Here is a 25,267-nt window from a genome sequence, read left to right on the forward strand (position 1 = left end):
ATACAAGTCCCGTAAAGGTTCTAGCGCTAATGGTACGTTTTAGAGCCTCAATTTTTTGAGGACTATCATTTTCAAAAACGGGATTCCAAGTGGCATATTCCTTACCGCCAAAATATGGTGGAGGTGGTTCTGGCTCTGGTTCTTCTGGAGGAAACGCGGCATTGTAGACTGTATCCGCAATTATTCCACCAATCAATCCACCAACCAACCCACCAACCGGACCGCCTAATGCAGTACCAATGATAGTTCCTGCTAAACTACCGCCCGTACCATAAGCTGCTTGAGCTGGTGGCTGTCCGGCGGCTACGCGAACACCAAACTCGACTGCAGCACCAATAGCAAAGCCTCCTAAAGCATTTTTAGGCGCTGGTGTTGGTGCAGGAGGTTTAGCTGGTGGAGGTGGAACAGGTTCCGGTGGTGGCGGCGGCGGTAGTGGTGGCGGCGGCGGTGGTGGCGGCGGTGGTGGTGGGGTCGGCGCTGGTAAAGGAGCAGGTTTGGGAATTTTTGGCGCTGGTTTGTGAGGCGGATCAAGTCCAATCGTTTCTTGAGCAGGGTTGGGTAATGGCTTTGGTTCAACTGGCATCGGAACTGGGTCTAAACCAATTCCCCCAATTGATTCTTGAGCCAAATTTGGTATTGACTTTGGTTCAACTGGCATTGGAATTGGGTCTAAGCCAAATGTTCCTGGATTCGGGTTTGGTAATGGCTTTGGTAGCGGATTTTGATTAGGAACCAGACCTGGAGTAGAACCAATTGTTTCTGGAGTAAAGTCTGGTTTACCCAGTGGGGAGTACTGATAAGACTGAGGTTGATTGTAAACATCAAGAGGCAATGGTAACGGCTTTTGTACAGGTTGACGTTGTAATTCCCCGCTCATATCAAGTACTCCTTTTACTGTTTGTTAGGCCGCTACCTTAAATTCATTGGGAATTGCTGTCTGCGACAATGCTTCCGCATAAGTCCACGGATTGCTAGTACCTGACAAATGATCAGATGACATGGGCAAAGATACTCGAATTAACAATCTATGTTTATTGTCAGCATCAATGAAAAAAGTACCTGCCTGACAAGTTCTTTGTGAGTAGTTGGGAGCTTCTATCGCCGTCAATGTTAGGTTAATAGACGCGAGAGATAAGCCTACCCAAGCTGCAAGTTTTTCTAAAGTATCAATGTTCGATGGAATATCGCTGGTAGAGAAAGCAGTCATGTTAATTAATTTGTCTGTACATATATCTATTACTATTTAATAACTAATATTGGTTTTAGATAATTAGTAAAAATATTGGTTTTTTTTTTAGATCAAACTTACGTATGAATACTTGCTTTCGTATAGATAACTTTTTAAGCTTTAAAGAAAATCAAGCTATCTTGGATTGGGTACTTAACAACGAAAATAGGTTTAGCCAAAGCTGCGTTACAACTAAAGTCGAAGGTTACAGGCGTTCAAGAATTGCTCATATATTTCCGGTGGGAAGCTATGTGCTGCCTAAACTTATTGACCTCCTACCCATGATCACTGAAACCTTGGAGTTGACGTTTGAACTGGGAGTAATTGAATCTCAAATTACTTCAAGCAATGACCAGGATTACTTTAAAAGCCATTTGGACGCTTCCATAGATTGCCCAAAACGTGTGCTTAGCTACGTTTACTATTTTCACAAACAGCCCAAAGCATTTACGGGTGGGCAATTAGCACTTCACCATAACATAACAACTTTAATTGAACCACTCAACAATTCGTTGATCTGCTTTCCAAGTACATGTTTGCATGAGGTGTTAACTGTTCAATGTCCGAGCAAGATTTTTTCGGATGGGAGATTTACTCTTAACGGTTGGATTAATTGTAAGTAATTCCTCTTTTATGTAAATTCAGAACTACTTCTGATGACGTACATACCTTGCTATACATAGCATTGAAACAGTTAATAGCCCTAGCCAAAAATCAAAATGTTCCGAAATTATTACTCACAATAATAAATCCGGAACATTTAAGAAAGAAACAGCAAATGAAAAACAACCGAAATGGACAAGCATCCATTTTAAGTACCGAAGAATATTCTAAGCTTCGTAAACAAATCCAAAGTCAAAAATACAAACTTCTTTTTGATTTGGCATGGTTTACCGGAGAGCGGTGGGGAGCTTTAGTACAGCTGCGTGTTGAAGATGTGTACAACCAGGATTTAACTCCTCGCGAGTACATCACTTTTCGCTCGCGTACGCGAAAGGCGTCCCCCGACGGAAAGCGACAAACCCGACAAATTCCCACGCATCCTACACTGCTTGAATCGCTTAAGGCATACTCGCCCGATCCAGAATCAGTTTGGCTTTTTCCGAATAAGGACTCAACCAAACCCATCACCCTCAGATGGGCTGACGCTATCTTGCGCAAAGCCATAGAGAGAGCAGGATTTGAAGCAAAAGGCATTTCAACTCACAGTACCCGCCGGAGCTTTATCACTAAGCTCCACAAAAACGGGACTGACCTTTACACCATCAAGCGCATCACTGGGCATTGCAATTTTCAAGCCCTGGAACGTTACGTAGACATCGACTCTGACCGCATCAAAGGAGCCATCGCCACTTTATGAAACCATTGCTTTTGTTTCACAACAAGTTGGGAGACTCAAGTCAGTTGTTGGAGGGACGCCTACTGCTAATTGACTCAGAATCCAACACAATCAAAAACGTTTACCGCGCTACTTCCGGTAGTGCAGGTTGGCAGGAACATCACGAACTAGCGGTAAGGGGAAAGGGAAGTATACCACCCCAAAGCGATGTAAACATCCCACATTACACTGTTGCCACCAAACCAATTCCAATGCCAAAGCTCAAAGGAGTTGAAGGCAACTTTTACAAGATTGATCCGCATTTGGTGCGAATAAATGGTCAACAACGGGGTGATTTTGGTATACACCGAGATGCCAATGTTCCCGGCAGCGCCGGTTGTGTTGTATTAACAACAATCCCTGGTTGGGAAGGATTTCAGTTAGATATGCGAAATCTAGCAACCTCTGGAGTTCAAAAAGTTCCTTTACTCGTAAGTTACATCCGATGACAATACAGCAATCTTATATTTTCCTTCAAATTGAAGAATTCTAAGCCCAACTCCAGAACGGACAATTCGACCACCCACTGGACTTGGCACGATCACTCCAGGAGCTTGCCGACAAGGGATGGGACCAGGTAGAAGAACTTTACGCGCCCTGCATCTGCATAGTTCCTTAATCGCTACAATGCCGTGTAACAACGGCAATGTAGCGATGAAAAATAAAACTACCTGGACTAATATCAATGGCTCCTGGCAACATGGGAAAACTAAAGTTATCAGGGTGCCCGAAGCTCTGGCTGAGCGAATACTCGAATATGCTAGAGCAATTGATGCTTCTGCTCCTATATCTGACACGGCATACGACATCCCCGACCGCTACGGGGATGTTTCTCAACAGCAGGAAATTATTCTCCAAGCCCTGGCGTCATATGTTAAGTGGAAGAGGAAGAACTATCACCCAAACCAAAATTCAAAACAATTGAATACTGACACCAGAGCCTGGGATGAATTTAGAAAGTTTCAAACAATGGTTCAGGAAAACCCGGAATTGTTGATTTAGTTAACACTTAATCTGGTGAAAGGTTTTTTGACAGATTTGACAAATCCAATAAAGAATGGGAGTGCCATCACTTAAAACGCTTCCGCCATTTTGATTGGTTTCAATACTTAAACAAAATGGGCATTGTGCTATACGCTTTACACCTCTTCTTTGTTGGAAAGTTTTTCGGCAGTCTTGACAAAAATATCTTTGAACGATAATGCCATCGCAAAGGGTGTTACTGCCATTTTTGTAAGTTCGATTGGATTCGCATTTAGGGCATTGTGGTCTTTGGTTCATGATTTGAAAGTAGTAACTGCTTTATTTCACATGGTGACAGTCCCGACGCGATCGCAATCTCCACAGCTTCCTTTTTTGTTTGAGCGGCGCGAGATCGCACACTGCCAATGTAAATGCGATTGAGTTTGCGCCCCTGCATCCACATATAGCGGTAGTACCAATATTTATTCCCACCGCGCTGCACCCAATACTTCTCCACCCAGTGAGCGGTATCGTGTTGGGGAGCAGATTTTTTAGTATCTTGTTTAACTTGCTCCCCAACAAGTGAATCTACTAGGTCTGTTGTTGCATTTTCTGTAACTTGCTCCCCAACACTTTGGTACTGAGATTGGGTTAAAGTTTGTTGGGGAGCAGACAGGAAAGAAAGTTGCTCCCCAACAAAGTCATCGTGTTGGGAAGCAGTGCCGTAAAGATTACATTCGTCAAAGTTATCACAGTCCTCACTTTGGGACGACTCACGTAGAATTTCATCCCAGTAAGGATCGAGAATTGGTACGTAGGGATTTGACGGTTTCGTTGGAGCTATGTTGAGGGGAAGTTCTAATTGCTCGTGTTCTTTCATAGTGCCACCCCTATTTCTTCCCAATATCGCCACTGCAAACAATCGATTAGCCAACCTTGTGGATTACGGATTTTTTCATGCCCACCGCGAATGAAGAATGAAGCAATGGCTAGCTTGATTTCTTCTACTGAGTAAGTAAAAATTCTCGCTGGTTTATTAGGAGGATAATTGATACCAGCCTCGTTACAGATTTCCAGTATTTCCTCTTTGTCCCCCGCGTCATTGTGAGGATAGCTGCTGCTGTTAACCTCGTTTTCAATTGACTGCGGATTTGAGGTTTGTGAAGCGTAAATTTCATTCTGCTTTTGTAAGTTTTTTTTCGGTAGCAACCAGTCAAGTGGGCGTGTAACTATTTTGACAATCCGCCAAGTGTACTGTTTTATGAGGGTTATGACCCTACACTCTACGAGTTTGGCAAGTGCATTTTTGAGCGTGAGACGACAGTAGCCTTTACCTCGGTGCTTCTTTACCCAATCGTTGAATTCGGCTAAGTCTGGTTCGGTTTCTTCACCAATCCCTTGAATTATCAGCCACTGCCATAGAAGCTTGGCGGCGGGGGGAATTTGATTTTCTAAACAAAAAGCCTCGTGTTTTTGTGACCAGCTTGATAGTCTGTTTTTGGTTTTTTCTGTCATAATTTGGTTAGTAATTGTGCCATGAGCCGCTTGATAGTTGATAGATAAAAAGCGGCTTTTTGGTTTTTTTAGTGCCGATCGCGCTCTAAGTCGTAAATCACTTTCTCTAAGTACCAGTTATCTGACTTGCCTTTGTGTAGTTGTCGCTGCTGCTTTAGTAAGCGTTTAGCTGTAGCAATGTCACCGCGAAGTAAGCCGATAAGTCTATGCTGTAGTTCCCGGTTTCTCGGGTCATTGCGGTAGGATGATGACCATTTGCCCTGTCGCTGCTGTGGTGAACGTCGTGGCTTTTTTGGGATTTGAAAACCAATTGGTTCACGAGATTTGAAATAGTGCCTGAACCTTGCAAAGAGGTCTTCTACTGATGCAATTAGGTAAACTATCTGCTGCAACAGGTAGAGTATTTGTGTTAGTAATTCCATAGGTTTGAGTATTGAAGACTACTCAATCCAACTTGCGGGGTATTTCCTAGTACAGCATCGGGAAAACTCCGCATTTTCATTTGAAGAATTACCACATACATGAAAACCGTCCTACTTGTGGGGTGGGACGGCTCTATTCGGATTCCACTTCTTGTTCACCCAAAAGCTCAAGTACCTGCTTTTCTAGGTGCTGTATGGTTTCAATAATTTGGTTTCGGTGTTCTGTATCTGCAGCTAACTGAGATTCAAGGGATTTTCTGCGGTCGTCTAAAAATGCCAGGTGAGCTTTTTGTAAATCTCTCAACTGGCTAGCAATTTTCCCAGCACTTCCTTGTCCTCCACCAATATCTTCTTCTCCAAGTGAATCTCTCCGCGTGCTATTTGGGTTAGAAATTTGGTTCGAGTCATGCCCATCTGTTGAGCTTTGACTTGAAGGGCTTCCCAATCTTGAATTGACATTCTCAACGTTGCGTTTACGGTTTTCTTCTGCGGTTGCGAGTTTTGGTCTGTCATCGTTAGCTTGCATAATCATCCCCTTAAATTATTGCACGTGCTAATCAGCGAGAGTTTGCACGTGCTTGTTTAAAAAACCCTTGACTTTTACTTTTGCACGTGCAATTAATAATTACATACCAAGGTTATCACGTGCAAGTAGTTTTGCTAAGTGATACCAGCCCCCTCCCACGCTGCTTTATGCCTAGTGGGACACCCAAATAAACCGGGGCAAGCACCCATGACACTGCAGCGCGTGCCGTCGTGGAAACAACCTAAAACTGAATACACATCCATCGCGATCGCGCTTCTTGCTTCGCGCACTCAACCAAACCAAGGAGGACACTCTATGTAATAAAACACTCACAAACGAAACGTTCTTGCAAATCGCACCAGCTACCTGGGTGCTGATTTGTGCTGGTGCTTCTTAAAACTTGGATTCAATTTTATGACATTAGACAGTTCAACTCACAAACCGTGGGTAGTTTTCCGTGTGCTGAAAATTCAATATTGCCAGCCCGTAGGACGCTTCCGTTCGCGGGTCGATGCAGACTGCTACCTTAAAGTCGCGAGGAAATTGCAGCCGGGATGTTACACGACGGTTTGGCAGCCACCACAGCCACCAAAATCTGAATCTTAAATGATATGACTAAACCCAAAAACCACATTAAGCCGTGGGCAATTTTTCGATGGACCTCACCCGTCAATAGCTCTTGTATCATGCGATTCCGGCATCGAGGGGATGCTGAGGGATACCTGCAAATTTTGCGCCAGAATTCACCTGGCGCGAATTTGCGGCTAGTGTTTGACCATGATAGTACCACTGTCAAGATAGATTAACCCGGACTACATGTGAGCGAGGCTTTGAAACTCACATGTGGTCAACAGGATCTATCTACCTTAAAGCACAGTATAAGCGGCTCTTTCAGGAAATGTCATGCAATACAAGACCATTGTTTATGAACGAAGCAAGGGCGACAACTACAATCGCCAATCGCTTAGATTTGAAGTTCAAGTAGGCGAAAATGAGGATTTAGTATCAATCTTGGATTGCCTAACAGCAACCGTAGATCAACAACTGGGAATCAACTCGGAAATATTAGAGCGGGAAACCAAACGACTCGAAGGTAGGAAGCTCGATTTAACTAACGAGATTGAAAACATAGAATCTCAGCTTATTCTTGCCAAAGAACGCATTATGAAGGCAAAGCTTTTTTTAGAAAAGAATGGTATTCCCATACCAGGAGAATATGACCACTTACCATTTTAAAAGTCATGGCAACTCAAAAACATATAGCTCAAGCAAAGGAAGTAATAAAAGAGTATATTCGCAGCGCGGTAGTGGGCGGCGGCATCAGGATACCTGTAGAGGATGAAGCTAATTTGGCTCTTTTTCAGCAAGTCAACCGTAGTGCCGACATTCAAAGTATGGCAGCACAAAAGCACATCGCTGCCATAGAATTTTACATTCCCGACGTGGTAGGACAAGCCAAAGAACACATGCTGAAATACATTAATGGGGCAAGGAGTGAGGTCAGGCAAGTAATTTTTCCGTGCTTGCATCAAGACTACGTAATTTATCATCAAGCATTGCAATCAGATGAAATTCAACGCGCCTTACAGCGACGTGGGATAACTGCATCTTTGCGCACTGTAAGCAGGGATGGGGAGCCTTGCCCGGACATCATAATTGCGACTCTTGAAGATGCCCACAACGGAAAATTAAAACGCTTCTTAGAAAAGTTTGAAGGACCATGAATGAAACTTTAGAAAATAACAATCATCCCCTACCAGATCCAGCTTGGGATTACTACGAAACCTGGGAACAACTGCTCAAAGCTAAAGAGGAAATCGACAAAGCTCTTGCACTGATAAAAGTAGAAGAAGTAGGTAATGATGATTGCGACTTCCACGCTAATCAGCACGTACAAGACGCGATCGCGGCTTTAGACTCAATTGATTTTGGGATTGACAAGGAAGATTACAAATAACGCCCGATGAGTCGGACTAACCCACCGGCGAAACGGGTCAAGTTAGCGGTAAAGGGCGTAGCGGTCAATGCTGGCAAGTGGTGCTTTTTGGTATGCCACACTCGCACGTCTACCCGTCGCGTATTGGGTCCAAACCATTGCGTCCCGTTATCAGCAGGGAATGCGGTGTTAAAGAGGAAATGCGCCCCAAAGAGCGTATCGTTTTTCAGGCGCAGCTTCCCTGTTGAGCGCGGGTTTCCCAGTTCGTTAAGGAGTGAATCGCGCATCTTGTGTGAGGCGTTAGGGTGATTCTTGCGTTAACTGGGTCTTAAATTTAGACAAAACCCAAATTTACAGAACCATGACAACTGAATTAAAAGTGATCGGCATCGATGTTTCAAAATCAAACGTCACGGTTCACATTTTATCCGCTTATCCCAAAGGAGGGTTAAAAAACTATTGGGATAAAACTAGGAATAAGTCCTCAAGCTTGTACCCAGTTTTTTACAGCAACCCTCGCAATAAAGAAACACAGAAAAGTGCTTTTGAGTTTGCTGATTTTGTCAAAGAAAATCAACTCAATTTGGCTATATTGGAGCCAACAGGAAACCACTACAGTCGATTGTGGGCAATGATATTGTCAAGTTTAAAAGTCGAAATTCTTTGGGTAGGACACGTCGAGTTGCGGCGCTACCGTGAAGGCAAGAACTTGCCCAACAAATCTGACGCTGCTGATGCCCTGGCAATGGCTGCGTACACGTTAGATGTGGAACATCACACAGAAGATGGGGAATTGAACAAGCGATACTTCCTGCTGCACCGCCCTTACCCCATTGATGACCTCAGGGAGATGTGCCAGCAGTTGGAACATCTCAACCGAGTTCAAAACCCAATTATCAATTATGCCAGACAACTACTCGCTTGGCAGTTCCCGGAAGTCGCGCTTTCTCAATCAAGAACTACTTTAGAAGGAAAGGTCCCTCCACTGTGGGGATGGCTGGCATCTCGACAGTCCGAGGTAGCTCCTAACAGTTGGAAGCGTTTACAAAATCAGTACACCAAATCAATAGCTAACGCTTACTGCATCAACTTTGATCCATTTTTGAAGTTACATGCAGATTGGTTGTGTGACATTGAATTGTATGCTCAACAACTAGAGGGTAAAATCTCCCAGTTATTAGCTAACGAATGCTTTAGTGTTTACAACCGCATCTTTGATACATTTGGCTTTGGTTTACGAGTTCGCTCTAGGTTACTAAGTCGAATTTACCCATTTGAAGCTTTTCTGGTTGACAGCAAACCTCTCATTGAGTACGAGATCCGAGAAGTTAAAAAGGTAGAGAAACAGCGCATTGATGGAAAAACCGTCGTCAAACGTTCCCCTGGAGACAAGAAACGAATTAAACGCAACCGCAGCCGGGACGCCTTCAAAATGCGGCTAGGTATGGGGACGGTGCTTGAGTCGTCAGGTGATGAGTTGGTAGAGAAAGCTAGTGGTTCGGCGCTGTGCCGAAAATCAATTTGGCAATATGTGCTTTGCCAAATTGAAACCGGAAAGCTTCCCGTCAACAACATCACTCTTGAGCTTGTCAAATACAGGGATGACCTAAAAAATCTTACCAACTCCCAGGGCAAGCAACTTCTTAATGGTAAGCACTTGCAGGGCAAGCTGATGGCCAAAGTGGTCAATTTGCTCTTTCGGGAACTCGTAGCGGCGATCGCCAAAAAGTAGTAAGATTTTCTAACGCCTGGTGCCGCGTAATTTTAGGGAAGGCTAGAATTTAAAACCGAGGGGAGGAAGTGAAAACTTTCGCCTCTCAACCCAAAAATTATTAATTGAGCTTATCTAAATAGAAGCGATTGATTTCCGGCGGGAAATCAATCGTTTTCAGACTATCGGTTGCGAGAATCGTTTTATACTTGATACTTAACGCAGTTGACTAGAGTGAAAAAAGGTACGACATTAATTACCTGAGGAATATCCCGAATTGGCGTATCAGTTCCATTTCTAAGATTCACACGCCCGCCTTGATCGGCTTTCTGATTTAATTGCTGTAATTGAGACTACTTTTAGTATTTCTTCAAAGGTTGTAAATAAACGGCAGCCTTTATTCTAATTTTGCTAGATATTTGTTAAGAAAATTTACAAGCCCCTTAACAAAAGGAAATAGTTCTTATGGTAGTTGTACATGAGAATAATGCACTACATCACGTTGTGATCATTGGTGGAGGCTTTGGTGGACTGTATACAGCAAAGACTCTTGCCAAAGCGAATGTCAATGTGACTCTGATCGATAAACGTAACTTTCATTTATTTCAGCCGCTTTTATATCAAGTTGCGACAGGTACGCTATCACCTGCTGATATCTCCTCACCATTACGAGCTGTATTCAGGAAAAGCAAGAATACAAAAGTGTTGTTGGGAGAAGTAAATGATATTGATCCAGAAGCCCAAGAAGTTATTCTGGGTGATAGAACAATACACTACGATACATTAGTTGTTGCTACAGGTGCTAACCATTCCTATTATGGTCACGATAACTGGAGACCATTGGCTTCTGGCTTGAAAACTGTTGAAGACGCCATAGAAATACGTCGCCGGATATTTTCGGCATTTGAAGCAGCAGAAAAAGAAACTGACCCCGAACTACGCCGAGCTTGGTTGACTTTTGTGATTGTCGGAGCAGGTCCGACAGGTGTAGAGTTAGCAGGTGCGATCTCAGAATTGGCAAAAACTCTCAAAGAGGATTTCCGCAACATCGACACAACAGAGACTAAAATTTTATTACTACAGGGGGGCGATCGCGTTCTCCCTCATATGGCACCACAGTTATCAAAAGTAGCAAAAGAATCTTTGCAGAAGTTGGGTGTAGTTACCCAAACTAATACCAGGGTGACGAATATTGAAAATGAGATCGTTACTTTCAAGCAAGGCGATCAAGTTGAACAAATTACCTCAAAGACTATATTATGGGCAGCAGGTGTGAAAGGTTCCGCTTTAGGGCAAGTTTTGGCAAACCGTACAGGTGTAGAGTGCGATCGCTCCGGACGTGTGATTGTAGAACCAGACTTGACGATTAAAGGCTATAAAAACATTTTTGTCATCGGAGATTTAGGCAACTTCTCTCATCAAGATGGGAAACCCTTACCTAGTGTTGCACCCGTAGCCAAACAAGAAGGAGAGTATGTAGCTAAACTCATTCAAAAACGCCTTACTGGTCAAACACTACCACAATTTCGTTACAATGACGTTGGTAGTTTGGCGATGATTGGCAAAAATTTAGCTGTTGTAGATTTAAGTTTCATCAAACTCCAAGGTTTTGTTGCTTGGATATTTTGGTTAGTCGTTCATATCTACTTCTTAATCGAGTTCGACACTAAATTAGTAGTAGTATTTCAGTGGGCTTGGAATTATATCACTCGTAATCGTCGCTCCAGATTGATTACAGGTCGAGAAGCTTTTGGGGAAGCGACAACTGTTACCAACGATGTTCCGTTAACTACTATAAAAGTGCAAGAAGCTTACAAGGTAGGAGTCTGAAAAAATGGATATTTCAGTGAAAAGTTAAATGGGCTACAATGTCGAGAGTGTTCTATTTGACAGATATTTTTCAGATCACCATTAACCGACTCAATACAGAAATCATTCACGTCATGAAAATCTCACGCCAAGACGCACTCGTCGCAAAAAAACCTTGGCGTCTTGGCGTCTTTGCGATCGAGCAAAAAATAATTCATACACGAATTCAGCAACGCCGAAAAAGCTATACTTATGGTACGTATGCCAGTTGATGTCGTAGATGTTGACACACAAGAGATTACTCAATCGATAAGATAGCTCACCCTTTGAATAAAGAAATGCGATCGCATTCCCAATGGGCGCTAGTATTATAGAAGATTTGGTTAGTGAAAACTATGGAAACTAAACTTGTCAAAGATATGACTGTTGATGAACTCAAAGCTTTGATAGCTTCTGTTGTCGATGAGCGGCTACGTAATAAGGAACAACCAGGAGAAAAACGCTCTTTACAAGAGATTTTTGACTCTATCGATCGCCATAGATGGACACCACCACCAGGTGCAAAATCATCGCTCGAACTCCTGCGTGAGGATCGAGAAAGATGAAAGCAATCTATGTGGTAGATACAAGTGTAGTGATGCAGTATTTACTCACAGAGACTTACACCTCACATGCAATAGTTTTGGTACAGCAGTTGCAACAAGGCGCTCAATTATGCATACCAGAGTTTTGCCTACTAGAGTGCGCGAATGTGTTGTGGAAACAGGTACGCTTTCAGGGGATGTCACAAACAGAAGCCTCACTGCTACTTGTTGAACTTTTGGCTTTACCATTAGAGATTATGCCAGTAGGCAATTTACTACAACGAGCTTTACTAATTGGTCTAGACCACCAATTAGCTGTTTACGACTCATTTTACATTGCTTTGGCAGCTCGTCTTAGTTGCCCGTTGATTACTGTAGATCAAAGGCAAGCTCAAGCCGCAACGGCTAGCAATGTAGTTATTAAACCCATCACTGATTTTGTGTAAACGAGTGCGATCGCCTATTCAATTCAGGGTATAAGTTAAAGGATTTTTATAATACTTTGTCTATTAAAAAAGCCCCTATTTTGTAACGAATGGGGCTGAAAAATATTTACTAGCAAGAAGACAGATAGTTTATAGATAAAACTATGCCACCTTGCTAGTATTCTAGCAACAGGTTAGTTGCTCTTGCTATAAGAAGAAAAACTTAGCTAGAATTCTAGCAAAATGTATGCTAATCTTGCTATAAGACATTAAAAAAGGTAAGCATTTTGGCAATAATCGCCCTTCTAGTTGGACATGACCAGTATTAAAATCAGGCGTAGAGACGGTTCGGTTGCTGCTCTAAATACACTTGTTGATGGATTATCTAGTCCGGCGAAACTGATAGAAGGGATTGGATTTGTTCAACGTTTTGAGGTAGCTGCTGGGGAAACGTCGGAAATTATCCGACTCGATCACCACCTTACGCTCAATCGAAGAGGAAATTTTACGCTAACCTCAACTCATGAGGGGCAACGACTAGGGGCGTGCCTCGTGAGTGCAGGGCATATTCATTTCCGTCCGGCATTAATGCCACATTCTTCAGTGTGGGATGGTGAAACAGCATTTACGGTAATTGCGCTCAATCCTACTTTTGTTCAAACCTGTGCAATAGATTTTTTTAAGCAAGTCTGTTTTGCTACGTTTCGTCCAGTAATTGCACAACAGGATCAGTTATGCTGGGCGCTTGGTTCTCGCCTTGAAGCGGCTGCTTATGATGAAGTACAGTCTCCTCGCGTTTTTGTAGAGGAAGTTGCAACCCTGCTAGCAATGCATTTACTTCTGACTTACGGTAGCAGTGTTTCTACTCGTGCAGTGTCACATATTGCTTTAACTGAAACAAAACTCAAACAACTATATGACTATATTGAAGATCGTATTTGCGAAGATATTGGGTTGCATGAGTTGGCAAGCTTGTGTGGTTTAAGCAAATATCATTTCTGTCGCCAGTTCAAGCAAATTACTGGAATGACTGCACATCAATATGTTATTCATCGTCGAATTGAGGCGGCGAAACGGTTGCTTGCTAAACAAGAACTAACTATCAGAGCCGTGAGTGAATGTTTGGGATTTGCAAGTCACAGTCAGTTTACTGCATTCTTTCGTAGGTATACAGGTGTAACGCCTCAAGTATTTCGACAAAGGCTGTAGCTCTATCTGAAGAAGGATTTTGGTAAACAACCGCAACTTTTGATCAGCTTGGGCAAGATTTACTCAAGACAACTTTGAGGTAGCTTAGTAATCTCTGTATAGAGGTTTCAGTAGGCTAATAATTGATGAAATCTAAGACACGGCGTAGAGTAATCATTGGGAGTGGAGCTACTCTAACAGGTTTAACAGCTGGCACAATTACGGCAAATCAAACGAATGCTCAACCAATGCCTCCTGCTTCAAATTCACAAGGTGCAGGTCGATTTAGTAACAAGGTTGTGCTAATTACAGGTGGTACAAGCGGTATCGGTAGGGCAACTGTTGAGGCGTTTGCAGCTGAGGGAGCGAAAGTGACTTTCTGCGGACGGCGCGAACAACTGGGTAAGGAAGTTCAGGCGAACGTTCGTGCTAAGGGCGGTGATGTACTCTATATTCGTGCGGATGTGCTCAACCCTGATGATGTACAAGCGTTTGTGCAGAAGACGATCGCTACCTATGGTCGGATCGACATTGCATTTAACAACGCGGGAGTCTCCACTCAAGGCAAAGTTCATGAAACCTCTGAGGAGGAGTGGGATCGAGTTGTTGATACCAACCTCAAAGGCGTATGGCTTTCAATGAAGTATGAAATTCCGCAGATGCTCAAGCAAAAAAGTGGTGTCATCATTAACAACTCGTCCGTACAGGGGTTTGCAACTCGTCCTGGTGGATCGCCTTATGCTGCAACTAAAGCTGGCATTATGAGCCTGACTCGCTCGGCGGCTCTTGAGTATGGCACTTCTGGTATTCGAGTCGTTGCGATCGCACCAGGTATTATTGATACTCCATTGTTTCGACGCTATAGTGAACTGGCGAAAACTTCAGAGGGGCTTGCCCAAATTGCAGAAAATGTCGGTGGTTTAAAGCGAATTGCGATAGCAGATGAAGTAGCAAAGGCAGTGCTGCTACTCAGTTCTGACGAGGCATCTTATATTACAGGATCTCCCCACATCATTGATGGTGGCTTACTAGCAGGGTTTTGAAAACTGAACTATGGGAACGTGAAATATGATTCAAGTGAAATTTCCTTAAGATTAATTTGTTAAAGCTATATATATTAGGGTAGCTAGTTTTCTGGCTACCCTAAATATCTTTTTTACTTAGGGGAGTGAGTGTATAGTACCGTGTTGTGGTATAAACAAAGTTGGTAAAGTGGTTGGTAACTCCAATAGTTACTTTGTAGTAATTTCCAACTGGAAGTTAACGGCACTATCCTTAGCCAAACGGTTTAATTTTTTAATAGTAGGTAGACGTATAGTTTATGAACATTACTCGTGGGATTGCAATTGTATCTTTAACACTGTCATTACTAGGGGGATTAGGACAACCTACCTTAGCTAACCCTGTAGGAAAAAACTCAACCTCTAGGGAACAAACAGATTGTTCAGGTGGTAGGTCTGAGCAATTTGAATTGGGTGGTCAAGTCGTAAATCGCAGAACCTTCAACTTATCAGATTTGCAATCATTCCCAGCAATAGAAGTCAATGCCAGCTTCCGAACAATGCAAGGACAGGAAAATCGTACCTATGTCGGAGTGCCTTTATGGAATCTGATCCAAGCAGCAGGCGGACTTAGACCCAATCCCGATCCAACAGTAAGAAACAACTTCCTTCGTCAGTACATTGTGATTGAAGCTACTGATTGCTATCAGATAGTTTTGGCGGTGGGTGAAATTCAACCAAACTTTGAAGGTAAGAATGTAATAGTTGCTTATGCAACCAAAGACGATTCGTCTGATGATCCACAACTACTAGGAGATGATCTAGGATTTGCTCGTCTAATAGTTCCAGGCGATCAAGCCGGTGGACGTAATATTTTCTATATAAGGCGTATTCAAGTGCTATCTGCTCCTGATTTTCGTTTTAAACGTTAGAAAAGTCTTGAACATAATTAGCACTCTGCTTGATTTCAACTTTCAAGATTCAAGATATTTTTCCTCAAAACAACAACTATACCAACCGCAAGAAGAATTCCATATATATCTTGAGATTCTGGGATAGAAGCTGAAGCAGTACCAGAGGGGCTAGTAAAACCATACTTTGCTAGGATTTTTTGTCCAGATGGTGAAAGAATATAATCAACAAGTTTTGCTGTATCAGGGTTTGCATTTTTGATGATTGTTAAACCGTATTCGGCTTTAACTGCTAAATTCTCTGGTAATTCTACTACCTGTAGATTCGGTGACAATTCCAGTGCTGAAATGGCGCTGGTGTAATAAACGATTTCTGCATCTACTAGTTGAGTATCTTCAATAAAGTAGACAATACTACCACCTGAACTATTTCTTTCAGGTGGTAGTGTTCCTGACAAAATGATGGATTTTGCATCTTCGTTGTTCAATCAAAACTCTAGAGAAATTGTTCCTAAAATAGTGAGTGGCGCACCTGGAAAAATTTGCGTTCTGCTTTGTGCCGACTCAAAATAGCGGGTGTCAAATAAGTTTTTGATGTTGAGTGCGGCACGAAGATTGCCGTAGTTGTAATAAACAGCAGCATCAACGCGGGTATAATTGGGTAAAGTAAAACTGTTGTTTAAATCTCCAAACCGAGAGTCGGCTATAAACACACCAGCACCAAAACCTAATCCCTGCAAACTTCCTCCCTTTATTTCATAAGTAGTCCAAAAACTAAAGGTATTACGTGGCACACTAGCAAGGCGATTACCAGGAGTAAATGTATTATCTGAGGTAATAATTGCGTCGGTGTAGGCATAGGATGCGATCGCATTCCATCCTGGTAAAATTTCACCAATCAAATCAAATTATACACCACGACTGCGTTGTTCACCAGTTTGTATAAAAAAATTTGCCCGCTCAGGATCTGCTGTTAAAACGTTAGTTTTAGTGATTTGATAAAGTGCTAAGGTTGAGGAGAGACGACCATTAAACCAGTCAGTTTTCACACCCACTTCATACTGAGTTCCCCGTTCTGGTTTAAAAGGTGTACCATCAAAAGTACTACCAGACTGTGGTACAAAAGAACGACTGTAATTAGCATAAAGTGAGACAGCTTGAGTTGGTTGATAAACAATTCCGATTTGAGGGCTAAACGCTTCACTATATGTATTTGTGTTTGTACTTCGTAAATTGTCCTTAAGGTCGAAATTGACAGTATCAAAACGTCCACCTATCAAAAACTTTAGATTATTTGTCAATGCTATAAGGTCTTGCAGATAAATACCAAACTCTTTAGTTTGTTCATTTTGATCGACATTTTTTGTCAAGCTACCCACTGAGAAGCGGTATGTGGGGTTAAAAATATCAAAACATCCTGCATTGCCATTGAAATTTGTCACCCGTCTTAATTCTTGATTCAATTCAAAGCCAATTAAGGTCGAGTGCTTAATCGTACCTGTGGTAAATTTACCGACTAAATTGGTTTGAAAAGTATCTGTACTATAAAATTGCTTGCTGTCTTGAGCGGTTAAAGATACTAGATTATTCAGTTGTGACGGACACTGCAGCGCACCCGCACCAGAACCTTGCCCAGTACCTGCACCAGAACCTTGCCCAGTACCAATTCCCGTACCTTGCCCTGTACCAGTACCTGCACCAGTACCTGCACCAGTACCTTGCCCTGTACCTGCACCAGAACCTTGCCCTGCACCAGAACCTGCACCAGTTCCTGTACCAGTTCCCGCACCAGAACCTGTACCAGTACCTTGTCCCCCAAGTCCATCACCTGTAGCTAGAGGCACAATTGGAGTTAGAGGCACAATTGGAGTTAGAGGTACAATCGGACTGGTAGTTTGTGTTTGGGGAGAAATCTGGGACATACCTTGACCCATACCTTGCATCCCTCTTGGTTGAATAGCAGAAAAGTACTGGTCACTAGTAGTAGTACGGAAAGAACTCACCAAAAACCAATTGTTACTAAAACGATGTTCTACGGACACATAACCACGTCGTTGGTAAACATCATTTGTACGTGATGGATCGCCGATAAAACGGTTAATAGGGATGTCGGCAACTTTATTGCCTATAGCAACTAAGCCAAAATCCACAGGACGGCTGTCCCCAAGATATTCTCCAGATAAATTGAGTGTTGTCCGGGAACTAAGATCTAATGAAAATTTTGGTGAAATAAACAAACGATTGATTTCAACCCCGTCACGGAAGCTTCCAGAGTCTTCGTAGGCAAAGTTCAAGCGATATCTGGAGTTGCGTCCACTATCCAAAGGTGCTGTTAAATCTAATGTGGCACGATTGTAACCAAAACTACCCGCAGTGTAGTCAGCAGCATAACCAGGGAGCGCTAATGGTTGTTTTGTGACTAAGTTGACTACACCCCCTGCTTGGGCTTGTCCATAAAGCACCGACGCTGGACCCTTAAGAACTTCAATCCGCTCCAGGTTAGTAATTTCCGTGCTGACTCTGTTAGAGTTATTACCTTCCTTAAACCCATCCCGGAACTGTTCGGCAGTGAAACCCCGCGTTAAAAGGGAAAATTCGCCTCGCGCCCCTCCTCTACCTGAAAGAGCAAATCCGCTCACATTTCGGATCGGCTCTCCAATAGTCAATGCTCTTTGATCTTGAATAATCTGTTGTGGAATTACTTGTACATCAAAAGGCAAATCACGCAATGGTACATTTGTTTTTGTCACTGTCGCCGAGTTGGGGAAACTGTATCCGCTAGGTTCACCCGTGACAGTGAGTTCTATGGCATCTTGAGGTGGAGTCAAACTTAATACCAACTCTGTATCACCAGGAATGACCTGCACGAGTGGTACAGCAGTATCTCCAGTTACCCTCACTTGGATAGTACTGACATCAGTTTGAATTACACTAATTGCTGTAATCCCCTTAGCTGGTTCATTGGCTTGAAAGTCTTAACCATTCGACAATACCAAGACAGCATTAGAGATGTTGACAATTAATGTATTATTTTGTACTTGCGTTTTTGGTGATGATAACGTTCCTGCAGGTGTTTCTAGAACAACCTCAACACCAGTATCAGTTAGGTTAACTCTGACTCCTGTAACTTTTACTATTGTGGGTTCAAGGGTAAGTAAAGCAGCGGCATTGGCGATCGGTTTAATTTCACTAACATAGGGAATGTCAGATGCAGTTTTGCTTTGCACCTCAACCTGAGCTTGGGCTGATTCTACAAATACAACTAATACACCACTGGTTAGGGTCAGCAAACTAAGTAACTGAGATTTTTTCAAGGCTACTACTCATCTTAGGGTTAAACATCGCCAACCTTGACTTGCTGCTTTTGAGCCAATTTCTTCTGCAAAGCAAAAGCGACACCCAAAGCAAACACCATACCAACAACTCCTTGCCCTTCAGGTACAGATGTATACTGTGGACTTGTAAACCCATACTTTAATAGAACTTGTTGCCCCTCTGGCGAGAGGATATATTGTGCTAATTTCTCACTGTCAACAGAAGCACCTTTAAGAACGCTCAAGCCATACTTTGCCTCAGTTGCCAAGTTATTTGGCAATTCCACGATTTGCAGATCAGATGCAGCTGCTACTGATGCTAAAGCACTTGTGTAATAAACTAAACCTACATCCGCCGAGCGTTCATCAACGAGAATATACTTGAAGTTATCCACACCAGCAGGAGGTGTAACGCTTGTAGGAGCGCCACCTACCAGACGTAAAGCTTTACTATCTAAAATTTGAAAGCTACCTGGTTTGATACTATCAGCTTTTTGAAATATCTCTTGGGCGTAGTCCCCAGAAGGGTCTAGGATCGGTGTTGAGGTTGCTAACCTAATATTGGGGTCTAAAAACAAGTCCAACAAGTTGTCTGATGTTACTGATAAGCCTGGTTTGACAAGGGCTACCAGTCGGTTATCAATAAAGTTCACCACCGGACTACCCAAACCGGATTCAAACAGTTTCTGCGGGTTTCCGATATCCGCACTAGCAAAAACGTCTGCGGATGCTCCCAGCGATGAAAATTCTTGCTCGATGCGCGCGCGCAGTGAACCAGAAGGACCAGACACTTGTGTAACCCCAATGCCATATGTTTGAGTAAAGTTGTTAGAGATTTCCCCAAGCGCATTCCTCAAACTGCCTGCATTGTATAAGGTAACAGCCTGAACCTTACTAGCCAGCGTGGCACTAACAATACCAGTAATTAATGATACAGCAAATAAATATTTTTTCATGATTTTTAGCATTGTTTACAATCTTTGTAGAGACGTTCCGCCGGAACGTCTCTGAGCTTGTTTTTCACGCCTACAGATACGTTTATTAATGTTTAACTATAAACATTTATATGTACGTAATTTTTCTGAGCGAAGCTATCATACCAACAATATTGGCAAAAGTCAAATTGACTATGTTATCAAACCCTAACGAATGCGTTTTAACCCCAACACTACACCGGAACCTACCAAACCAGCAACAAGACCAAATAATAGATGAGTCACCAGTGGATAAATATATCCATTAGACAAAAAACCATACGACCAAACCCCACTGGCACTAACAATCATACGAGTTAAGGGTCGCAGCAGATGAACTAATCCAGCTACTATCGCCCAGAACCAAATTTGTCGTCGCCATTTTTTTCCCAAGTGGTAGGCTATATCCAAGAATTCACCCACGACTAAATAAAAAAACCAGTCAAAGGGATCATTTTTCACAGCAAATAATAGTGAGAACCCAGCAGCGCTCAAACTTACCGTCGAAGCAGCGCCAAAACGGGATGTCAACAGCCGTGTGGCTACCAGTGGTGTCAACCAGTAAAGTCCGCGCCAACCAGGTAATCGCAATGGCAGACGCAGGTTAGCTTGTACAAGGGCAATCATCAACCCAAGAGCGATCAACACACCTATTGAGTGCCATTTAACTTGACGCAGGCGCTTAATATCGACGGATAATGTTTTTGGGAGCCATTTCGTATTCATAGTCTTCTGTGATTTCAAGTTTATTACCAACCGCTTTGACTACCAGCATCACGGCTTGTCCATCAATCAGCACCGGACGAGGCCAAGGACTAGTGTTTATTCTGGTGCTGACGCTAACAAGTTCTCCTGCCAAATCCTGAATGCGATCGATGCTAGCTATTTGGTAAAGTTCGCTCTTTTGTATGTACACCGGAAAGGTCGTACAAACCAGGTACCCAAATAAACCGTCCATCGTTGCCATTTTTCCGTAAGCCAACGGCAGCAAGTGCGCCTATAATACCTTGTTTTGTGCCAGTTAAACCGAATAGGAATATACCAGAAACAGTTGCTACTCTAACAGCTTGTTCTTGGGTGAGTACTATTTCTTTTGCCTGCTGACCAAAAGCCTGTACTGTGGGACTTACCTGCTCCCACGCGGCTACACACAGTCCCACATCCGATTCCTCTTCGCTGTGGAGGAGCAGATATTCTCGGCAGTAGTCAGTCAGGGCCACCAACTCTTGTGATGTATCCACCATAATACAGGCGGAACTGTTGTGGGAAGTATAGGGAATTTCTGGACTCAGATGCAGTTGGTGGCGGGTAATGCCAATGGTTTGTGCTAAATTCTGTTCGGCAATTTCTTTGCTGAGTTGCCGTGCTAGCTTTCCTGTCCCACCACTGGTAAGATTGTCGGTATCATCTATGCCTATGAGGTAACGCATTTTCTTGTATCCTGCACCCTCAGCCTACGCTATCTAGTTTTAGATATTTTATCACCAACTATGTAGGTAGAATATGGTCAATTTTTTCATGCAGATGAGTAAAAGAGTTGTTACCACAGTTAGATGATTTTGCCTGACTTTAAAGTGCGTCTGGTGGTGGCTCCGAATCGCTCTGCGGCTGCTCGTCGCTAATTCCCAGTTCTTTTTTGCTGCGTTTCAACTGTTTCCAGAGCGCTTTAATTTGATTGTAGGCTTCTATTGCCGAGATTTTTCCCGAAGTTTCTAGACTAGTAATATATCCGACTTTCTGGGCAAATTGTTGCAGATTGGCATTAAATACTAGGGTTTCTGGCTTAAATTGACCGTAGTAGCGACTACGAGGGTAGAGAAAGTTTTCTTTGTCCATCGGGTCAGGCTGTTCCATCAATCAATTCCCCTGTTTATAGTTTTTCTTAAATTATATTTAATCTAATTTTAACCTATGTGTTTTTCATAACACCATAATTGACGACTAATTACGTAACATCCTCCCAAAGGAATAAATACCAAAATAGTAGGTTAAATAGTAAGCTTTCGGTGCCGTACTCTGAAGCGACGCGGGCAACCAGAAGAGGTGGCTGTGGGAATTGCGTTTTTATGTTCGAGGAAGATCGAGCTTTGTACTAGGTGCTAGCTGGCGAGTGGATGGTGGTTCGGTTGCAACTGTGTAGAGCTTCTCAATCTATCTTCATGAAATCTTAAAAAAAATCTTGAGAGTTTGACCTGTTTTCAGCAAAAGGTGCGAAGTTAGGTGTATGCACCCTCAAGATTGGAAAGGGCTTTTATGAGTAAACCTACCCTTCCTCCAGAAGATTTACCTCCCGTCAAAGCAACGCAGCTTGATGAGTTATTGCTCAGACAATTAGAAGAGGCGATCGCTAAGCGCTTTTACCAAGCTTGTGGTCCGATTACTCGTGTTGTGTTGTCCCATTGTCATTGGTATTTTACTACTAACTCCAGCGCCCTAACGCTGATTATGATCTGCTATGACATGGAAAGTTACTGGCATATTGACAATGCTATTCCTCAAATCATCAAAAAATTGATGTTGTTTTCCAACAATACCAGAATTCACATATCTCACCCCTTTAATACAGGGATTCTATGGCAAATTCCGGTAGATGAAGTTTAGCTAGTGGTAGTACAGTTTCACCAAATGTTTACTACACACGATCCCCCCAACCCCCCTTTTTAAGGGGGACACGGAGGGATCTGATTTTTTATACTTACCAACTTATTTGGAAATTTCATATATTTTTACCAACTAAACTGGTAAACTGCAGCTATTGATACAATTTTAGTGATAAATTTAAGGTTACATGATTACTAAGCAAGCTGTCTACGCCTAAAAAAAATACCAACCAATACCAGCTAGGCGGACTTCTGCATTGACTCAAAACATCTTCTATTCCGATGAATCGTGCGCTACTAAGAATAGCAACTGTTAATGCGACTAGCTTTCCTACAAAGCTCCGCCGTCGTTTTAACTCATCACCCTCGATTGCAGTACCAGATTTTCTCACTTGGTTTGAGGTAATTGGCTATACCGTATTGTTGGAATCAGATATAGCATCAAGACACAAAATAGAGTGTAGTTATGACGATGTGGTTTTGCGCAAAGAAGATGAGTGGAGCCTGTTTGTCAGACATCGACTACGCAGCGCACTCCAACGGATTAATCCCCAAATTCCACACCAGGTAATAGATACAGTTATCTGTACTTGTTGCACAAGTCATCCTGACTTGCCTAAAAGTAATTATCATTTTCACCAACTTTTGACTGAAGGTGTTGATGTTACCTATTATGACGGTGAGCAAACGGTTCATGACAAAGTGTGGCTGATTGATTCGTCTAATTTGCTGAACAACGATTGGTTAGTGATTCATCCGTTTAGTGTTACCTCCCCCAGTCATGCTCATCCCATTACTACGGTTGTCTTGATTAACGGTTTACCCTTAGCAGTCATTGTTCAAACTCACCCAAGGCATGTCCAAGCTTTGCGCAATGAAGCGTATCAAAGTCTTCAGAAATACATTCAACAGCAACAGGCTCTATTTTCCTACAATGCGTTGGCGATCGCCTGTTGTGGAAATCGCGCAAAAGTTGGTACATTAACCTCGAATTGGCAAGAGTTTTTGCCTTGGCGCTCAATTGACGGTGAAGATTTTTCAATTTCAGGAACAACCGAGCTAGAGGTACTAATTCAAGGCATTTTTGACAAGCGACGGTTCTTGGAACTAATCAAGGACTTCATCAAGTTTGAGGATACCGGAACCAGCATTAGCAAAAAGTTGCTTCGTCACCCTTTTTGTACGATAAAGAACCCAAAAAACTCATTGCACAATCGACAGTAAACAACAATGCTAGAACTAGTTTTATTATGAATAAACCCTCTGTTCATCCAGATGATTTTCCCCCAACCAAGGCAACGCTACTTGATGAGTTACTGCACAGACAACTAGCAGAAGCCACAGGCAGACTCTTCTTCCAAGCTTGCTGCCCCGTTATACGGGCTTTATTGTGCCATTGTCACTGGTATTTCAACGCCAAGACAAGCCCTTTGACTCTGATTATTATCTGCTATGACATAGAAAGTTACTCGCATATTGATGATGCACTTGCCCAGATTGTTGACAGGTTAAAGCGGTTCTCCAACAATGCCACAATCCGTATTTATCCTCCCAATAACAATGGTGTATACTGGGAATTTGGAATAGATGAAGTTCACGATAGCTAGTAGTCTGATGACTGAAAATAGCCTTGAGGCATAATGATTATTCCAAGATAAAAGAAGATGTCCTCGCAACTACAAAGCCTCCACCTAAATGGAGGCTTGACAGCTTTATGATGATCGCTTCTCTAGAAATTTTTAGTCAACAGCAACAATGACATCCGAAGATTTAATTATGGCGTAAGCATCTTTACCCTCAACTAGTCCCAGCTTTTCTGCCGATGATTTAGTAATGATTGCCGTCACCTCTACTCCTGGAGCAATTTCTAGTATCACCTCAGCGTTAACTGCTCCATCCACAACTTTTTTCACTTTAGCCTTGAAAGCATTACGTGCGCTAACTTCCATTTTCTGATATTTCCTAAGCTTTGTGTGAACTTACTGATGCTAGCAGATGTTGGCTACCGAGTTGAAGATGGTAGCTGTTAAAGTCAATATTCTTAACTTGTTCTTAACTTACTTACAATTAGCATCGCTCTCGTTGCTCTGGATTTATGGCTCATCTAAGTTGCAACAGTGGTACTAGGCGGGGATACAAGTGAAGTCAGAAAAAATACTTTTCTACAAATTGTGGAATTACCAGAAAACTTGGCAACTGATGCACCGTTTAGCTTGACTGTCCTCAAAGGTGCTTCTGTTGACGGTGAGAAATTGGCAGAGTATATCCTCTCAGCAGAAGGGCAGCAAATTCTATCAAAGTATGGGTTTCCCAGTCTGAACAAATCTACATCTGTACCTGAAGGGCAAGGAGTTACTGGTGTAGTACTTGCTTTCGGGTTGATGTATGCTCAAAAGAAATTAAGCAAGAGAGATTTCTCTAAAGAGGGAGTCAGGAGAGTCGTACATCATAGCTCTTGGCTCCTGTTTAAAAAGAAACGTTTACACCGCAATTAGTACGTCTGATGCTTTGATGATAGCGATCGCTTGCCCACCTTCAGTAAGGTGTAGATGTTCAGCAGACGCCTTGGTAATAATTGCAGTTATTTCTACACCAGGCGCAATTTCTAATATTACCTCAGTATTGACTGCTCCTGGTTAAGTTGCTTTACAGTTCCTTTAAAACTATTACGAGCGCTGACTTCCATATTAGTAATGCTCCCTACTTATGTGATGATCTAAGACTTCCTCATACTAGCAATTAGATATCTTGTGGTTATCTCCATTAAGTTAGATGCTTAATG

At 42.6% G+C, this 25,267-nt stretch carries 36 protein-coding genes and 3 pseudogenes; 22 read left to right on the plus strand and 17 right to left on the minus strand.

Going from position 1 to position 25,267, the window contains the following annotated elements; all coding sequences use genetic code 11:
* Positions 1 to 877, minus strand: a pseudogene (locus tag ICL16_RS44925) (hypothetical protein); the annotation flags it as partial.
* 24 nt (positions 878 to 901) lie between these two features.
* On the minus strand, positions 902 to 1,207 hold the full coding sequence (locus ICL16_RS24705; RefSeq protein ID WP_190833214.1) for a glucose-6-phosphate dehydrogenase: 306 nt from the start codon (positions 1,205 to 1,207) through the stop codon (positions 902 to 904).
* 302 nt (positions 1,208 to 1,509) lie between these two features.
* Between ICL16_RS24705 and ICL16_RS47785 the strand changes: the two genes are divergently transcribed.
* From ICL16_RS47785 to ICL16_RS24725, 4 genes are all read left to right on the plus strand, one after another.
* Positions 1,510 to 1,851 (plus strand): 2OG-Fe(II) oxygenase, encoded by a 342-nt coding sequence (locus ICL16_RS47785; RefSeq protein WP_420485300.1) that lies wholly within the window; start codon positions 1,510 to 1,512, stop codon positions 1,849 to 1,851.
* A gap of 155 nt (positions 1,852 to 2,006) precedes the next feature.
* The gene (locus ICL16_RS24715) at positions 2,007 to 2,588 is read left to right on the plus strand and encodes a tyrosine-type recombinase/integrase (protein ID WP_190833226.1); all 582 of its coding nucleotides are present in this window, start codon (positions 2,007 to 2,009) and stop codon (positions 2,586 to 2,588) included.
* Positions 2,585 to 3,055 (plus strand): hypothetical protein, encoded by a 471-nt coding sequence (locus tag ICL16_RS44930; RefSeq protein WP_202895711.1) that lies wholly within the window; start codon positions 2,585 to 2,587, stop codon positions 3,053 to 3,055. The genes ICL16_RS24715 and ICL16_RS44930 overlap by 4 nt, the downstream gene beginning before the upstream one ends.
* A 118-nt stretch (positions 3,056 to 3,173) precedes the next feature.
* Complete coding sequence (locus ICL16_RS24725) at positions 3,174 to 3,608, plus strand: hypothetical protein (protein WP_190833229.1); 435 nt, start codon at positions 3,174 to 3,176, stop codon at positions 3,606 to 3,608.
* A gap of 253 nt (positions 3,609 to 3,861) precedes the next feature.
* On the opposite strand, the gene ICL16_RS24730 is transcribed toward ICL16_RS24725, so the two are convergent.
* The 4 genes from ICL16_RS24730 to ICL16_RS24745 all read right to left on the minus strand — a co-directional run bounded on the left by ICL16_RS24730 (position 3,862) and on the right by ICL16_RS24745 (position 6,032).
* Positions 3,862 to 4,449, minus strand: coding sequence for a DUF4102 domain-containing protein (locus tag ICL16_RS24730; RefSeq protein ID WP_190833232.1), 588 nt, complete (start codon positions 4,447 to 4,449; stop codon positions 3,862 to 3,864).
* Entirely contained in the window at positions 4,446 to 5,084 is a 639-nt protein-coding gene (locus tag ICL16_RS24735) for a hypothetical protein (RefSeq protein ID WP_190833234.1), read from the minus strand. Before ICL16_RS24735 ends, ICL16_RS24730 begins: the two co-directional genes overlap by 4 nt.
* Positions 5,085 to 5,152: 68 nt before the next feature.
* Positions 5,153 to 5,506, minus strand: a complete 354-nt coding sequence (locus ICL16_RS45955) for a hypothetical protein (RefSeq protein ID WP_238360942.1) — start codon at positions 5,504 to 5,506, stop codon at positions 5,153 to 5,155.
* 133 nt (positions 5,507 to 5,639) lie between these two features.
* Positions 5,640 to 6,032, minus strand: coding sequence for a hypothetical protein (locus tag ICL16_RS24745; RefSeq protein ID WP_190833236.1), 393 nt, complete (start codon positions 6,030 to 6,032; stop codon positions 5,640 to 5,642).
* 138 nt (positions 6,033 to 6,170) lie between these two features.
* On the opposite strand from ICL16_RS24745, the gene ICL16_RS24750 reads away from it, so the two are divergent.
* The 8 genes from ICL16_RS24750 to ICL16_RS24785 all read left to right on the plus strand — a co-directional run bounded on the left by ICL16_RS24750 (position 6,171) and on the right by ICL16_RS24785 (position 11,509).
* Entirely contained in the window at positions 6,171 to 6,353 is a 183-nt protein-coding gene (locus ICL16_RS24750) for a hypothetical protein (protein WP_190833238.1), read from the plus strand.
* 93 nt (positions 6,354 to 6,446) lie between these two features.
* Entirely contained in the window at positions 6,447 to 6,638 is a 192-nt protein-coding gene (locus ICL16_RS24755; RefSeq protein ID WP_190833240.1) for a hypothetical protein, read from the plus strand.
* A gap of 5 nt (positions 6,639 to 6,643) precedes the next feature.
* A complete protein-coding gene (locus ICL16_RS24760) occupies positions 6,644 to 6,838 on the plus strand; it encodes a hypothetical protein (RefSeq protein WP_190833242.1) in 195 nt (64 codons plus the stop codon).
* Positions 6,839 to 6,935: 97 nt separating this feature from the next.
* Positions 6,936 to 7,268, plus strand: a complete 333-nt coding sequence (locus ICL16_RS24765) for a hypothetical protein (RefSeq protein ID WP_190833244.1) — start codon at positions 6,936 to 6,938, stop codon at positions 7,266 to 7,268.
* Between the two features lie 5 nt (positions 7,269 to 7,273).
* Positions 7,274 to 7,756: a hypothetical protein gene (locus tag ICL16_RS24770; RefSeq protein ID WP_190833246.1), complete on the plus strand. Its 483-nt coding sequence runs from the start codon at positions 7,274 to 7,276 to the stop codon at positions 7,754 to 7,756.
* A complete protein-coding gene (locus ICL16_RS24775) occupies positions 7,753 to 7,989 on the plus strand; it encodes a hypothetical protein (RefSeq protein ID WP_190833249.1) in 237 nt (78 codons plus the stop codon). The genes ICL16_RS24770 and ICL16_RS24775 overlap by 4 nt, the downstream gene beginning before the upstream one ends.
* 340 nt (positions 7,990 to 8,329) lie before the next feature.
* A complete protein-coding gene (locus ICL16_RS24780; RefSeq protein WP_190833252.1) occupies positions 8,330 to 9,700 on the plus strand; it encodes an IS110 family transposase in 1,371 nt (456 codons plus the stop codon).
* Between the two features lie 444 nt (positions 9,701 to 10,144).
* The gene (locus tag ICL16_RS24785; RefSeq protein WP_190833254.1) at positions 10,145 to 11,509 is read left to right on the plus strand and encodes an NAD(P)/FAD-dependent oxidoreductase; all 1,365 of its coding nucleotides are present in this window, start codon (positions 10,145 to 10,147) and stop codon (positions 11,507 to 11,509) included.
* Here the strand turns inward: ICL16_RS24785 and ICL16_RS47790 are convergent.
* Positions 11,491 to 11,583: a hypothetical protein gene (locus ICL16_RS47790; RefSeq protein ID WP_420485301.1), complete on the minus strand. Its 93-nt coding sequence runs from the start codon at positions 11,581 to 11,583 to the stop codon at positions 11,491 to 11,493. The two genes, ICL16_RS24785 and ICL16_RS47790, sit on opposite strands and share 19 nt — an antisense overlap.
* Here ICL16_RS47790 and ICL16_RS45960 point away from each other — a divergent pair.
* The 6 genes from ICL16_RS45960 to ICL16_RS24820 all read left to right on the plus strand — a co-directional run bounded on the left by ICL16_RS45960 (position 11,548) and on the right by ICL16_RS24820 (position 15,618).
* Positions 11,548 to 11,760, plus strand: a complete 213-nt coding sequence (locus ICL16_RS45960) for a hypothetical protein (protein ID WP_238360943.1) — start codon at positions 11,548 to 11,550, stop codon at positions 11,758 to 11,760. The two genes, ICL16_RS47790 and ICL16_RS45960, sit on opposite strands and share 36 nt — an antisense overlap.
* 123 nt (positions 11,761 to 11,883) lie before the next feature.
* Positions 11,884 to 12,093, plus strand: a complete 210-nt coding sequence (locus ICL16_RS24800) for a hypothetical protein (protein WP_202895712.1) — start codon at positions 11,884 to 11,886, stop codon at positions 12,091 to 12,093.
* Positions 12,090 to 12,518 carry a type II toxin-antitoxin system VapC family toxin gene (locus ICL16_RS24805; RefSeq protein ID WP_190833258.1) on the plus strand — a complete coding sequence of 143 codons (429 nt, stop codon included), beginning with the start codon at positions 12,090 to 12,092 and terminating at the stop codon, positions 12,516 to 12,518. Before ICL16_RS24800 ends, ICL16_RS24805 begins: the two co-directional genes overlap by 4 nt.
* A 294-nt stretch (positions 12,519 to 12,812) precedes the next feature.
* The gene (locus tag ICL16_RS24810; protein ID WP_190833260.1) at positions 12,813 to 13,706 is read left to right on the plus strand and encodes a helix-turn-helix transcriptional regulator; all 894 of its coding nucleotides are present in this window, start codon (positions 12,813 to 12,815) and stop codon (positions 13,704 to 13,706) included.
* A gap of 125 nt (positions 13,707 to 13,831) precedes the next feature.
* Entirely contained in the window at positions 13,832 to 14,728 is an 897-nt protein-coding gene (locus tag ICL16_RS24815) for an SDR family NAD(P)-dependent oxidoreductase (RefSeq protein WP_238360944.1), read from the plus strand.
* A gap of 278 nt (positions 14,729 to 15,006) precedes the next feature.
* Positions 15,007 to 15,618 carry a molybdopterin-binding protein gene (locus ICL16_RS24820; RefSeq protein ID WP_190833263.1) on the plus strand — a complete coding sequence of 204 codons (612 nt, stop codon included), beginning with the start codon at positions 15,007 to 15,009 and terminating at the stop codon, positions 15,616 to 15,618.
* Positions 15,619 to 15,653: 35 nt separating this feature from the next.
* On the opposite strand, the gene ICL16_RS24825 is transcribed toward ICL16_RS24820, so the two are convergent.
* The 8 genes and pseudogenes from ICL16_RS24825 to ICL16_RS24865 all read right to left on the minus strand — a co-directional run bounded on the left by ICL16_RS24825 (position 15,654) and on the right by ICL16_RS24865 (position 21,739).
* Complete coding sequence (locus ICL16_RS24825; RefSeq protein ID WP_190833265.1) at positions 15,654 to 16,085, minus strand: substrate-binding domain-containing protein; 432 nt, start codon at positions 16,083 to 16,085, stop codon at positions 15,654 to 15,656.
* Positions 16,086 to 18,497: pseudogene (locus ICL16_RS46905) on the minus strand (TonB-dependent siderophore receptor).
* 75 nt (positions 18,498 to 18,572) lie between these two features.
* A complete protein-coding gene (locus ICL16_RS24840; RefSeq protein WP_190833271.1) occupies positions 18,573 to 18,911 on the minus strand; it encodes a hypothetical protein in 339 nt (112 codons plus the stop codon).
* Between the two features lie 20 nt (positions 18,912 to 18,931).
* A complete protein-coding gene (gene modA / locus ICL16_RS24845) occupies positions 18,932 to 19,867 on the minus strand; it encodes a molybdate ABC transporter substrate-binding protein (RefSeq protein WP_190833274.1) in 936 nt (311 codons plus the stop codon).
* Positions 19,868 to 20,053: 186 nt separating this feature from the next.
* Positions 20,054 to 20,611, minus strand: coding sequence for a hypothetical protein (locus tag ICL16_RS24850; protein ID WP_190833276.1), 558 nt, complete (start codon positions 20,609 to 20,611; stop codon positions 20,054 to 20,056).
* Positions 20,568 to 20,801 carry a hypothetical protein gene (locus ICL16_RS24855; RefSeq protein WP_190833278.1) on the minus strand — a complete coding sequence of 78 codons (234 nt, stop codon included), beginning with the start codon at positions 20,799 to 20,801 and terminating at the stop codon, positions 20,568 to 20,570. The genes ICL16_RS24850 and ICL16_RS24855 overlap by 44 nt, the downstream gene beginning before the upstream one ends.
* On the minus strand, positions 20,764 to 21,315 hold the full coding sequence (locus ICL16_RS24860) for an ABC transporter substrate-binding protein (RefSeq protein WP_190833281.1): 552 nt from the start codon (positions 21,313 to 21,315) through the stop codon (positions 20,764 to 20,766). Before ICL16_RS24860 ends, ICL16_RS24855 begins: the two co-directional genes overlap by 38 nt.
* Before the next feature lie 139 nt (positions 21,316 to 21,454).
* Positions 21,455 to 21,739, minus strand: a complete 285-nt coding sequence (locus tag ICL16_RS24865; RefSeq protein ID WP_190833283.1) for a DUF7219 family protein — start codon at positions 21,737 to 21,739, stop codon at positions 21,455 to 21,457.
* Between the two features lie 399 nt (positions 21,740 to 22,138).
* On the opposite strand from ICL16_RS24865, the gene ICL16_RS24875 reads away from it, so the two are divergent.
* The 3 genes from ICL16_RS24875 (at position 22,139) to ICL16_RS24885 (ending at position 24,092) form a co-directional block, all read left to right on the plus strand.
* A complete protein-coding gene (locus ICL16_RS24875; RefSeq protein WP_190833285.1) occupies positions 22,139 to 22,486 on the plus strand; it encodes a hypothetical protein in 348 nt (115 codons plus the stop codon).
* Between the two features lie 281 nt (positions 22,487 to 22,767).
* The gene (locus ICL16_RS24880) at positions 22,768 to 23,709 is read left to right on the plus strand and encodes a type I restriction endonuclease (protein ID WP_190833287.1); all 942 of its coding nucleotides are present in this window, start codon (positions 22,768 to 22,770) and stop codon (positions 23,707 to 23,709) included.
* Positions 23,710 to 23,735: 26 nt separating this feature from the next.
* Positions 23,736 to 24,092 (plus strand): hypothetical protein, encoded by a 357-nt coding sequence (locus ICL16_RS24885; protein WP_190833289.1) that lies wholly within the window; start codon positions 23,736 to 23,738, stop codon positions 24,090 to 24,092.
* A 132-nt stretch (positions 24,093 to 24,224) separates the two neighbouring features.
* Here the strand turns inward: ICL16_RS24885 and ICL16_RS24890 are convergent, their stop codons facing one another.
* Entirely contained in the window at positions 24,225 to 24,434 is a 210-nt protein-coding gene (locus ICL16_RS24890) for a TOBE domain-containing protein (RefSeq protein ID WP_190833291.1), read from the minus strand.
* Between the two features lie 168 nt (positions 24,435 to 24,602).
* On the opposite strand from ICL16_RS24890, the gene ICL16_RS24895 reads away from it, so the two are divergent.
* A complete protein-coding gene (locus ICL16_RS24895; protein ID WP_190833293.1) occupies positions 24,603 to 24,980 on the plus strand; it encodes a substrate-binding domain-containing protein in 378 nt (125 codons plus the stop codon).
* Here ICL16_RS24895 and ICL16_RS24900 read toward each other — a convergent pair.
* A pseudogene (locus ICL16_RS24900) lies at positions 24,966 to 25,171 on the minus strand (TOBE domain-containing protein). The gene ICL16_RS24895 and the pseudogene ICL16_RS24900 overlap by 15 nt on opposite strands.
* Between the last annotated feature and the right edge of the window lie 96 nt (positions 25,172 to 25,267).

The sequence above is a fragment of the Iningainema tapete BLCC-T55 genome (assembly GCF_014698965.1).
Lineage (GTDB): Bacteria > Cyanobacteriota > Cyanobacteriia > Cyanobacteriales > Nostocaceae > Iningainema > Iningainema tapete.

Bases quoted from the DNA above. Each gene is read 5' to 3' on its own strand.
- ICL16_RS45955 (WP_238360942.1), bottom strand. From the start codon at position 5,506: ATGGAATTACTAACACAAATACTCTACCTGTTGCAGCAGATAGTTTAC.
- ICL16_RS24800 (WP_202895712.1), top strand. From the start codon at position 11,884: ATGGAAACTAAACTTGTCAAAGATATGACTGTTGATGAACTCAAAGCT.
- ICL16_RS24875 (WP_190833285.1), top strand. From the start codon at position 22,139: ATGAGTAAACCTACCCTTCCTCCAGAAGATTTACCTCCCGTCAAAGCA.
- ICL16_RS24770 (WP_190833246.1), top strand. From the start codon at position 7,274: ATGGCAACTCAAAAACATATAGCTCAAGCAAAGGAAGTAATAAAAGAG.
- ICL16_RS24815 (WP_238360944.1), top strand. From the start codon at position 13,832: ATGAAATCTAAGACACGGCGTAGAGTAATCATTGGGAGTGGAGCTACT.
- ICL16_RS24715 (WP_190833226.1), top strand. From the start codon at position 2,007: ATGAAAAACAACCGAAATGGACAAGCATCCATTTTAAGTACCGAAGAA.
- modA (WP_190833274.1), bottom strand. From the start codon at position 19,867: ATGAAAAAATATTTATTTGCTGTATCATTAATTACTGGTATTGTTAGT.
- ICL16_RS24735 (WP_190833234.1), bottom strand. From the start codon at position 5,084: ATGACAGAAAAAACCAAAAACAGACTATCAAGCTGGTCACAAAAACAC.
- ICL16_RS24705 (WP_190833214.1), bottom strand. From the start codon at position 1,207: ATGACTGCTTTCTCTACCAGCGATATTCCATCGAACATTGATACTTTA.
- ICL16_RS24820 (WP_190833263.1), top strand. From the start codon at position 15,007: ATGAACATTACTCGTGGGATTGCAATTGTATCTTTAACACTGTCATTA.
- ICL16_RS24760 (WP_190833242.1), top strand. From the start codon at position 6,644: ATGACTAAACCCAAAAACCACATTAAGCCGTGGGCAATTTTTCGATGG.
- ICL16_RS24865 (WP_190833283.1), bottom strand. From the start codon at position 21,739: ATGGAACAGCCTGACCCGATGGACAAAGAAAACTTTCTCTACCCTCGT.
- ICL16_RS24730 (WP_190833232.1), bottom strand. From the start codon at position 4,449: ATGAAAGAACACGAGCAATTAGAACTTCCCCTCAACATAGCTCCAACG.
- ICL16_RS24775 (WP_190833249.1), top strand. From the start codon at position 7,753: ATGAATGAAACTTTAGAAAATAACAATCATCCCCTACCAGATCCAGCT.
- ICL16_RS24765 (WP_190833244.1), top strand. From the start codon at position 6,936: ATGCAATACAAGACCATTGTTTATGAACGAAGCAAGGGCGACAACTAC.
- ICL16_RS24745 (WP_190833236.1), bottom strand. From the start codon at position 6,032: ATGCAAGCTAACGATGACAGACCAAAACTCGCAACCGCAGAAGAAAAC.
- ICL16_RS24860 (WP_190833281.1), bottom strand. From the start codon at position 21,315: ATGCGTTACCTCATAGGCATAGATGATACCGACAATCTTACCAGTGGT.
- ICL16_RS24780 (WP_190833252.1), top strand. From the start codon at position 8,330: ATGACAACTGAATTAAAAGTGATCGGCATCGATGTTTCAAAATCAAAC.
- ICL16_RS24885 (WP_190833289.1), top strand. From the start codon at position 23,736: ATGAATAAACCCTCTGTTCATCCAGATGATTTTCCCCCAACCAAGGCA.
- ICL16_RS24805 (WP_190833258.1), top strand. From the start codon at position 12,090: ATGAAAGCAATCTATGTGGTAGATACAAGTGTAGTGATGCAGTATTTA.
- ICL16_RS24880 (WP_190833287.1), top strand. From the start codon at position 22,768: ATGAATCGTGCGCTACTAAGAATAGCAACTGTTAATGCGACTAGCTTT.
- ICL16_RS44930 (WP_202895711.1), top strand. From the start codon at position 2,585: ATGAAACCATTGCTTTTGTTTCACAACAAGTTGGGAGACTCAAGTCAG.
- ICL16_RS24890 (WP_190833291.1), bottom strand. From the start codon at position 24,434: ATGGAAGTTAGCGCACGTAATGCTTTCAAGGCTAAAGTGAAAAAAGTT.
- ICL16_RS24755 (WP_190833240.1), top strand. From the start codon at position 6,447: ATGACATTAGACAGTTCAACTCACAAACCGTGGGTAGTTTTCCGTGTG.
- ICL16_RS47785 (WP_420485300.1), top strand. From the start codon at position 1,510: ATGATCACTGAAACCTTGGAGTTGACGTTTGAACTGGGAGTAATTGAA.
- ICL16_RS24810 (WP_190833260.1), top strand. From the start codon at position 12,813: ATGACCAGTATTAAAATCAGGCGTAGAGACGGTTCGGTTGCTGCTCTA.
- ICL16_RS24725 (WP_190833229.1), top strand. From the start codon at position 3,174: ATGGGACCAGGTAGAAGAACTTTACGCGCCCTGCATCTGCATAGTTCC.
- ICL16_RS45960 (WP_238360943.1), top strand. From the start codon at position 11,548: ATGTCGAGAGTGTTCTATTTGACAGATATTTTTCAGATCACCATTAAC.
- ICL16_RS24850 (WP_190833276.1), bottom strand. From the start codon at position 20,611: ATGAATACGAAATGGCTCCCAAAAACATTATCCGTCGATATTAAGCGC.
- ICL16_RS24785 (WP_190833254.1), top strand. From the start codon at position 10,145: ATGGTAGTTGTACATGAGAATAATGCACTACATCACGTTGTGATCATT.